Origin of the sequence: Lentzea kristufekii (assembly GCF_033949925.1) — a bacterium.
GTDB lineage: Bacteria > Actinomycetota > Actinomycetes > Mycobacteriales > Pseudonocardiaceae > Lentzea > Lentzea kristufekii.
In genome coordinates this window covers 1-8,250 of the sequence record NZ_JAXAVV010000058.1, presented here as the reverse complement: position 1 = coordinate 8,250, position 8,250 = coordinate 1, and the positions used below count along the sequence as shown (strand labels likewise).

General features: G+C 70.3%; 5 protein-coding genes. 2 read left to right on the top strand and 3 right to left on the bottom strand.

Features of this window, described 5'->3' with window-relative positions; translation table 11 throughout:
* Positions 1 to 155 precede the first annotated feature (155 nt).
* Both SK571_RS45790 and SK571_RS45785 read right to left on the bottom strand, forming a co-directional pair.
* Positions 156 to 1,178 carry a LacI family DNA-binding transcriptional regulator gene (locus SK571_RS45790; RefSeq protein ID WP_406602117.1) on the bottom strand — a complete coding sequence of 341 codons (1,023 nt, stop codon included), beginning with the start codon at positions 1,176 to 1,178 and terminating at the stop codon, positions 156 to 158.
* Positions 1,179 to 1,313: 135 nt separating this feature from the next.
* Entirely contained in the window at positions 1,314 to 3,962 is a 2,649-nt protein-coding gene (locus SK571_RS45785) for a glycoside hydrolase family 9 protein (protein ID WP_319990368.1), read from the bottom strand.
* A gap of 191 nt (positions 3,963 to 4,153) precedes the next feature.
* On the opposite strand from SK571_RS45785, the gene SK571_RS45780 reads away from it, so the two are divergent.
* A complete protein-coding gene (locus tag SK571_RS45780) occupies positions 4,154 to 6,214 on the top strand; it encodes a cellulase family glycosylhydrolase (RefSeq protein WP_319990367.1) in 2,061 nt (686 codons plus the stop codon).
* On the opposite strand, the gene SK571_RS45775 is transcribed toward SK571_RS45780, so the two are convergent.
* Positions 6,198 to 7,160, bottom strand: a complete 963-nt coding sequence (locus tag SK571_RS45775) for an alpha/beta hydrolase (RefSeq protein ID WP_319990366.1) — start codon at positions 7,158 to 7,160, stop codon at positions 6,198 to 6,200. The genes SK571_RS45780 and SK571_RS45775 overlap by 17 nt on opposite strands.
* A 98-nt stretch (positions 7,161 to 7,258) precedes the next feature.
* Here SK571_RS45775 and SK571_RS45770 point away from each other — a divergent pair.
* Positions 7,259 to 8,250: helix-turn-helix domain-containing protein (locus SK571_RS45770; RefSeq protein WP_319990365.1), on the top strand; the 992-nt coding region annotated here is incomplete at its 3' end.

Below are 8,250 nucleotides of genomic sequence, written 5' to 3'. Positions count from 1 at the left end.
GCCTTGCTGGCACTGCCGCCTTGCTGGCACTGCCGCCTTGCTGGCACTGCCGCCTTGCTGGCACCGCCGCCTTGCTGGCACCGCCGCCCTGCTGGCACCGCCGCCCTGCTGGCACCACCGTCCTGCTGGCACCGCCGCCCAGGGCTCGCGCCGGATCAGGCGCTAGCGCGGAGCACCAGCGACGTAGGCAGCAGCAGCGAGGGCGGAAGTCCGGAGTCGCCCGCCAGCTCGCCCAGCAGCCGCCACGTCATCGTGCGGCCGAGCTGCTCGACGTCCTGCCGGACGGTGGTGAGCGGCGGGGTCGCGGTGGACGCGAGCAGTGAGTCGTCGAACCCGACGACCGCCACGTCCTCGGGCACACGCCTGCCGCGGGCGTGCAGCACCTTCAGCACGCCCAGGGCGATGATGTCGGCGGCGACGAAGACGGCGTCGATGCCGGGGGCGCGGTCGAGCAGTTCCGACATGGCGATGGCGCCGCTCTCGGGCGTGAAGTCGGCCTCCGCCACGAGGTCCGCGGACAGCTTCGCCTCGCCGAGGCCTCGTCGCCAGCCGCTGAGCCGGTCGAGGCCCGCCGCCATGTCGCGCGGGCCCGCCACGGTCGCGATGCGGGTGCGTCCCAGTGAGACCAGGTGCCGCACGGCGTCGAGGCCGCCGGTGAAGTTGTCCGAGTCGACGAACGGGACGGAGCCCGCCGCGAGGGGGCGGCCGCCGGCCACCACCGGCAGGCCGAACTCCTGGAGCCGGAGCGGCAGCGGGTCGTCGCCGTGCAGGCTCACCAGCAGTGCGCCGTCGACGTGGCCGCTCGCCAGGTAGGCGAGGAGGTCGTCGTGGTCCTCCGGCCGGCTCAGCATCAGCAGCAGCTGGATGCGCCGCCCGGTGAGCTCCGCGTGCACGCCGCGCAGCACCCCCGCGAAGAACGGGTCACCGAGCACCCTGCTGCCCTGCTCGGAGACGATCAGCGCGATGGCGTTCGCCCTGTTGCCCGCGAGGGAGCGGGCCGCCTGGTTCGGGCTGTACTTGAGGTGGGTGATCGCCGTGTGCACGGCGTCGCGGGCCTTGGCGCTCACGTACTGCTCGCCGTTGATCACCCTGGAGACCGTCGACTTGGACACGCCGGCCAGCCGGGCGACCTCTTCGATCCGCGGGCCGGGCCTTCGCTGCCGGTCGATCTCCGTCATGACGCTCATCGTAGGAGTCCGCGACGGTGATCCGGTGTGACGAAACGCTCGTGTGTCGGGTTCGTGAGAGCGCGACCGCGATTGGGAACGGGACGGGACGCCTGTGCCGTGCAGAACGTCCCGCCCCGAAGTTCGTCAGGGCTCGGTGCCCCACGTGAGGGAACCGCCGGTGTGGGCGGTGACCCTGTCGAAGTCGGTGAGTGCGTTGCTGACGCGGTAGCTGTGGTCGTTGGTTTGGTCGAAAGAGGACCAATCGGACTTCGCGACGCGCACCTGGATGTCGCCCGTGCTCGCTCCCGCGGCGAGGCTGCCGGAGCCGAAGGAGATCTCGACGTACGCATCGGCGCCCGTGCGCGCGGCCGGCAGCTTGACCACCCGTGCCTGCACGGTGGCGCATCCGATCTGCGCCCAGTCGCACCACACCTGGTAGGTCGCCGACGGCGCGTCGCCGGTGAACCAGTACCTGATCGTCGTGGTGGTGAGGCTGACCGGCGCCGTGCCGCGGTTCGTCAGCTGGAGCGTGGCGCCGATCTGGTTCGTCGTGGCCGCGCCGGATCCCTTGTGCTGCACCGTGAGGGTGGCGGCGACGCCGGGGAGGGTGCGCGTGGCGACCGGAGCACTGGCAGCGGACACGTTGCCCGCCGCGTCCCGGGCGCGCACCGAGAACGAGTACGGCGTGTCCGGCGTGAGGCCGGTGACCCGCAGACTGGTCGTGGTCGCCGATGCCGTGACGGTAGTGCCGCTGAGCACGTCGTACCCGGCCACCCCGACGTTGTCGGCCGAGGCCGTCCAGGTCAGCGTGACGCTCGTCGGACCGGCGTCGGAGGCGGTCAGTCCACTCGGGACCGACGGTGGCTCGCTGTCCTCCACGGCGCCGCCGGGCTCGTTGCCCCACACGGTCCTCCCGTCCTGGCGCAGCGTGATCCGGTCGGTCTGGGCGACGGTGTTGCCGCTGCCGAGGCCGGTGTGGGACCAGTCGTTGGCCGGGTCCCACGAGCCCGCGCTGGTGATGCGGAACTGGACCTCCTTGCGGTACGCGGACTGCCCGGCCGGAGCCACGCCGGTGCACGGGATCTCCACGTAGTACACGGCGCCGCTGTGCTGCACCGGCGCGCCGGGTGTGCCGCACTGGTTGTAGTTCGTGGTGACCGTGATCTGGCCGGGCGTGGTGGAGCCGTCGAGCGTGAAGTAGTAGCGCAGCGTGCCGTTGAACGTCCGCGCCGGCCACGCGCTCTTGTTGAGCACGAACGCCTTGATCTCGGTGAACTGGGCGGCGCTCTGGTTCACCGACGCCTGCACGGTCAGCTCGGGGCCGTCCGGGGTCTCCGCGGCCGGGAAGGAGGCGAGCGGAGTGCCGCCGAACTCCCCGTACAGGCGGGCGAGCGCACCGGTGAAGCCCGCGTTGTAGTCGAGGGCGACCTCGTTCATCACGTAGTCGCTGCGGCTGTCGGTGTAGGCGTCGTTGTTGGTGCTGGGACCACCGACCAGCGCGCCGTAGAGCACGTGCCGGCTGACAGCGGGCTCCTGGATGCTGTCGGCCCACGAGCCGTGCGCGCCCCGGTGGTGGGGGTTGCGCGGCGGGTTGGTGCCGAACCCGACGACGTAACTCGCGTTGCGCGGGTTGTCGCCGAGGGCGTAGTTGATCTGCCGCACCCCGAAGTCGTGGTAGGTCCTGGCACGTGCACTGTCGCGTGTGGACAGCCAGTCCGAGTAGGTCAGCGCCGCGAACGCGGTGTTGGCGGCGTACCGCAGCGACCCCCAGCTGTCGAGCACCGCCTGACCGCCGGGGGAGTAGCGCACCCGGTTGCCGTTGTACCCGGTTGTCCAGAAGTCCAGCCAGCGGTTGGCGTCGGTGATGTAGGTCTGCTCACCGGTCAGCTTCGCCATCAGGACGTAGGCGCCGTAGGACTTGTCGTCCCAGGCGATGGTCCACTTGTAGGAGCGTTCCGTGCTCTGCGGCTCGGTGCCGAGCTTCTGGTACTCCGCCTTCGCCTTGGTCAGGTAGCTCGCGTCACCGGTGGCGCGGTGCAGCCAGATGGCGCCCCAGACGAGCTCGTCCTGGTAGCCGCTCCAGGAGTTGTAGAAGCTCGCGGCGTCCGTGATGCACGAGCTGTACTTGCCGCGGTAGGTGTCCGCGAAGGTGTAGAGCTGCTTGGCGTGCGTGAGCAGAGTGGCCGCGTAGGTCGGGTCGGTGTCCTTGAAGACCATCGACGCCGAGGCCATCGCGGCCGCGTACTCGCCGGCGAGGTCGGAGCCGGGACACGAACTGTCCACTTTGTACGACGGTCGGGCCATCGGCATTACCTCCGCCGACCCCCACCACGCGTGGTCGGGGTTGCCCGCGCCGACCTGCCCGTAGACGACGTTCGGGGACGGGTGCGCCTTGATGATCCAGTCGGTGCCGTGCCGCAGGTTCGCCATGAGGTGGGGGAGCTGGCCGGAGCTCACGTAGGCGGCCCGGTTCTCGACGGCGCCCCAGGCGAGCATCGACACGCTGAACGCGAAGGGCAGCCCGAACTTCACGTGGTCGCCGGCGTCGTAGAAGCCGCCGGACAGGTCGAGGCCGACGTCGGCGCCGTCGCGCAGTGCCGAGTCCCCGCGCCAGCTCACGCGGTTGTTCGCGGGCAACTTGCCCGAACGCTGGGCGTCGTAGAACCAGACCGACTTCTGCAGCGCCTCCCCGTAGTTGAACGCCGGGGCGGCCGCCGAAGGTGAGACCAGCGGGCCGGCCACCACCGCGAGCACCGCGACGAGGACGGCTGTGACAGCTCTGCGTCCGTGCACGTCAGCCTCCGATGACAGGAGTTCGGACGAATCTGGGAGCGCTCCCAGATTGGGGACTGTAACGGTCACGAAAGCAGTGCGACAGAGGCGTTTCCGCGTTCGACTCGATTCGACGGCTCGTCTGTCCGCCTCGATCGCGGCTCACTACAGTCCGGCCACCTGGGAACGCTCCCAGAATCGGGAGGTGTGTCATGACCAGAAGGCGCGGCTTCGCGCTCATGGCGGCTTTCGTCTCGGTGGCCGCGAGCATCGGCCTGGCGGTCGCGGCCCCGGCCGCGGCGGCGCCGGGCTGCAAGGTGGACTACGCGGTGCCGAGTCAGTGGAGCGGCGGGTTCACCGCGAACGTCTCCGTGACGAACCTCGGTGAGCGCGTCGACGGCTGGCGCCTGACCTGGACGTGGCCGTCCGGCCAGCGGGTGACTCAGGCGTGGAACGCCACCGTCACGTCGTCCGGCGCCGACGCCACCGCCGTCAACGCCGGCTACAACGCGGTGATCGAGCCGAACGCCTCGGTGTCCTTCGGTTTCAACGGCAGCTGGTCCGGCACCAACACGGCACCGCAGTCGTTCTCCCTCAACGGGGTCACGTGCACCGGCGACCCGGGCACACCGCCGACCACCACGACGACGACCACCACGACGACCACCACCACCGGGAACCCGGTGCCGGGCGACGCGATGGCGCAGGTGGCGGCGATGCAGCCGGGGTGGAACCTCGGCAACACGCTGGACTCCACCGGCAGCGACGAGACGTCCTGGGGCAACCCGCGCGTCACGGAGGCCTTGCTGGACAACGTGAAGGCGCAGGGCTTCAAGAGCATCCGCATCCCCGTCACGTGGGGCCAGCACCAGAGCCAGAGCCACGTGATCGAGGCGGCGTACCTGAACCGCGTCAAGGAGGTCGTCGGCTGGGCGCTGGCGGACGGCTTCCACGTGATGATCAACATCCACCACGACTCGTGGCAGTGGATCGCGGCCATGCCGTCCGACCGCACCGGCGTGCTCACCCGCTACAACGCGATCTGGACGCAGCTGGCCACCGCTTTCCGCGACTCGCCGGGCAAGCTCGTGTTCGAGAGCGTGAACGAGCCGCAGTTCACCGGCAGTTCGGGTGACGCCCAGAACGCACAGCTGCTGCACGAGCTGAACGCGTCCTTCCGCGACATCGTGCGGCGCTCGGGCGGCAACAACGCGAACCGCCTCCTGGTGCTGCCCACCCTGCACACGTCGTCCGAGCAGGCTCGCCTCGACGAGCTGGCGACGTCCATCCGCGGGTTCGGCGACCCGAACCTGGCCGCGACCGTGCACTACTACGGCTACTGGCCGTTCAGCGTGAACGTGGCCGGCGGGACGCGGTACGACGCCACCGCGCAGAAGGACCTGACCGACTCGTTCGACCGCGTGCACAACACCTTCGTCGCGCGCGGCGTCCCGGTGATTCTCGGTGAGTACGGGCTGCTCGGGTTCGACCGCCACACCGGCACGATCGAACAGGGCGAGAAGCTGAAGTTCTTCGAGCACTTCGGCTACTACGCGCGCACCAAGAAGATCACCACGATGCTGTGGGACAACGGCCAGCACCTCGGCCGCACGTCCTTCCAGTGGAGCGACCCCGAACTGGCCGCGCAGATCAAGTCGAGCTGGACCACCCGCTCCGGCACGGCGTCGTCCGACCAGGTCTTCAGCGCCCGGTCGAGCGCCGTCACCGCCAAGACGATCACGTTGAACACCAACGGAACCACGTTCACCGGCCTGCGTCAGGGCACGACCGAACTGGTGCGGGGCACCGACTACACGATCTCGGGCGACCAGCTCACCCTGACCGCCGCGGCGATGACCAGGCTGAGCGGATCACGTGCCTACGGCACGAACGCCGTGCTGACGGCCCACTTCTCCGCAGGTGTGCCGTGGCGGGTCAACCTCATCACCCACGACACACCCGTGCTGTCCGCCGCGACCGGCACCACCGGGTCGTTCGCGATCCCGACCACCTTCCGCGGCGACCTGCTCGCCACGATGGAGGCGAAGTACGCCGACGGGTCGAACGCCGGCCCGCACAACTGGACCTCCTTCAAGGAGTTCGACCGGACGTTCGCGCCGAACTACACGACCGGCGTGACGACGCTGACCCCGGAGTTCTTCGCCGAGGTCAACGACAACGCGCGGGTGACGCTGACGTTCCACTACTGGAGTGGCGCCACCGTCACCTACTACGTGACCAAGTCCGGCAGCACGGTCACCGGGAGTCTGTGACCTTCAGACCGCGGCGCAACGCGTCCACCTCGTCGGCGAACATCCGGCGTGAGATCTCCGCGCTCTCGACGAGCGAGGAACCGTGGAACGTGCCGGGGTACAGGCGCAGCTCGGTCGGTACACCCGCGTGCGCGAGCCGTCGCGCGTACTCGACGCCTTCGTCGCGCAGCGGGTCGTACTGGCAGGTGGTGACGAACGCGGGCGGGAGACCGGACAGGTCGGTGGCACGGGCCGGGGCGGCGTACGGCGAGACGTCGTCGCCGCCCGGTTCGGTGCCCAGGTAGGCGGTCCAGCTGTAGATCGCGTTGGGACGGTTCCACAGCGGGGTGTCGACGTAGTCCCGCATCGAGTCGGTGTCGAGCCGGTCGTCGAGTTCGGGGATGCCGAGGAGCTGGAAGGCGAGCTCGGGGCCGCCGCGGTCGCGCGCGAGCAGCACGGTTCCGGCGGTGAGCCCGCCACCCGCGCTCTCGCCGGCGATGCCGAGCCGCGCCGGATCGATGCCGAGCTCGCCGGCCTTGGCCGCCGTCCACGTGAGGGCCGCGTAGCAGTCCTCGACCGGCGCCGGGAACGGGTGCTCGGGAGCGAGCCGGTAGTCGATGGACACGACGACGATGTTCAGCTGGTCCACGAGCTTCAGCACGTGCGCTTCGAACATCTCGACGCTGCCGAGGACGAACCCACCGCCGTGGATGTACACCAGGCCGGGCACGGGGTTCTCGCGACCGGCCCGGCCGTAGACGCGCACCCGCACGTCCGGGGCGCCGGAGGGGCCGGGAACCGTCTCGTCGCGGACGTCGATCGGGTGGGCCGGCTCGTACACCGGGATGAGGTTCGCCAGCTCCGACTGCTGGGTGCGGGCGGCGACCAGCGCCTCGTAGTCGGTCATGGTCACCTGCGGCAGCATGTCGAGCCAGGGCAGCAGTTCGGGATCCAGGTCGTAGCTCATGGGACCAATCCTCGGCTCGGAACGGCGGTGCGGGCAGCCGACACGTGGCGGGCGATTCGGACATCCGGACAGCCACCTGTCGGGGCTATGGTGACGGGATGAAGGGCCTGCTGCTGAGGTTGTCCGGGCTGGACGCCGACGCCGAGAGCGCGGTGAGGGTGATCGGGTTCTTCGATCGCCTGATCACCGAACGCGCGGGCCTGGACGCGTTGGTGCGCAGCACGTCCGAACTCGCCGGATGCCCGGTCGGCCTGCACGCGCTCGGCCAGGGCCTTCAGCTGCGCGCCGACGCCGGGGGCGCGGTCACGGCGGGTCCGGTGCCCGCGAAGGCCTCGGTCCGCGCGCTCGAAGGTGGTGTGGAGGTCTGGGTCGCCCGGCAGGGCGCGCCCGCACCGCTGGACGACATGCTGCTGGAACGGTTCGCGATCGCCGCCGCCGTGCTGCTCGAACACTCCAGCGTGCCCTTGCCGGAACTGGGCGATCCCGCGCTGATCGAGCTCGTCCTGTCCGAAGGCGTCGGCACGGCGGAACGTTCTCGCGCGCTGCATCTGCTCGGCATCGCCGCCACGACGCCGTTGCGCGTGCTGGCGGCCACCGGGGAGGTGCCCGGACGGTCGGTGCTGCTGGGGGCCGTGCGCGCGGTGCTGACCACCGAGGTCCCGGAGACCACCGGACGGCTCGGGGTCGGCCCGTCGCTGCCCGCGATCGACGCGGCCAAGTCGTGGCAGGCCGCGCGGACGGCGTTGCGGTACACATCGGACAGTGATCCGGTGGTGTGGTGGGAAAAGCTTGGTGGCTTGGCACTTCTGGCCGAGCAGGTCGCCCTGGCGGACATCGATGCGTTGCCCGACGTGCGCGCGCTCGACCGGCTGGCCGCGGAGCCCGGCATGATCACGATGCTGGACGCGTTGTGCGCCACGGCTTCGGTGCGCAAGGCCGCGGCGGCGTTGCACCGGCACCACAGCACGATGACCGCGCGTCTCGCCCGCGTCGAGTCGGTGCTCGGGTTCGAGCTCGACTCGGCGGGCGGTCGGTTCCGGCTGCATCTTGCGTTGATGCTGAGGCGGCTGCGGGAGAACGCCGCTGACTA

What these genes read in the sequence shown, in the direction of transcription:
- SK571_RS45790 (WP_406602117.1), bottom strand. Translation starts at nt 1,178, where the DNA reads ATGACGGAGATCGACCGGCAGCGAAGGCCCGGCCCGCGGATCGAAGAG.
- SK571_RS45780 (WP_319990367.1), top strand. Translation starts at nt 4,154, where the DNA reads ATGACCAGAAGGCGCGGCTTCGCGCTCATGGCGGCTTTCGTCTCGGTG.
- SK571_RS45775 (WP_319990366.1), bottom strand. Translation starts at nt 7,160, where the DNA reads ATGAGCTACGACCTGGATCCCGAACTGCTGCCCTGGCTCGACATGCTG.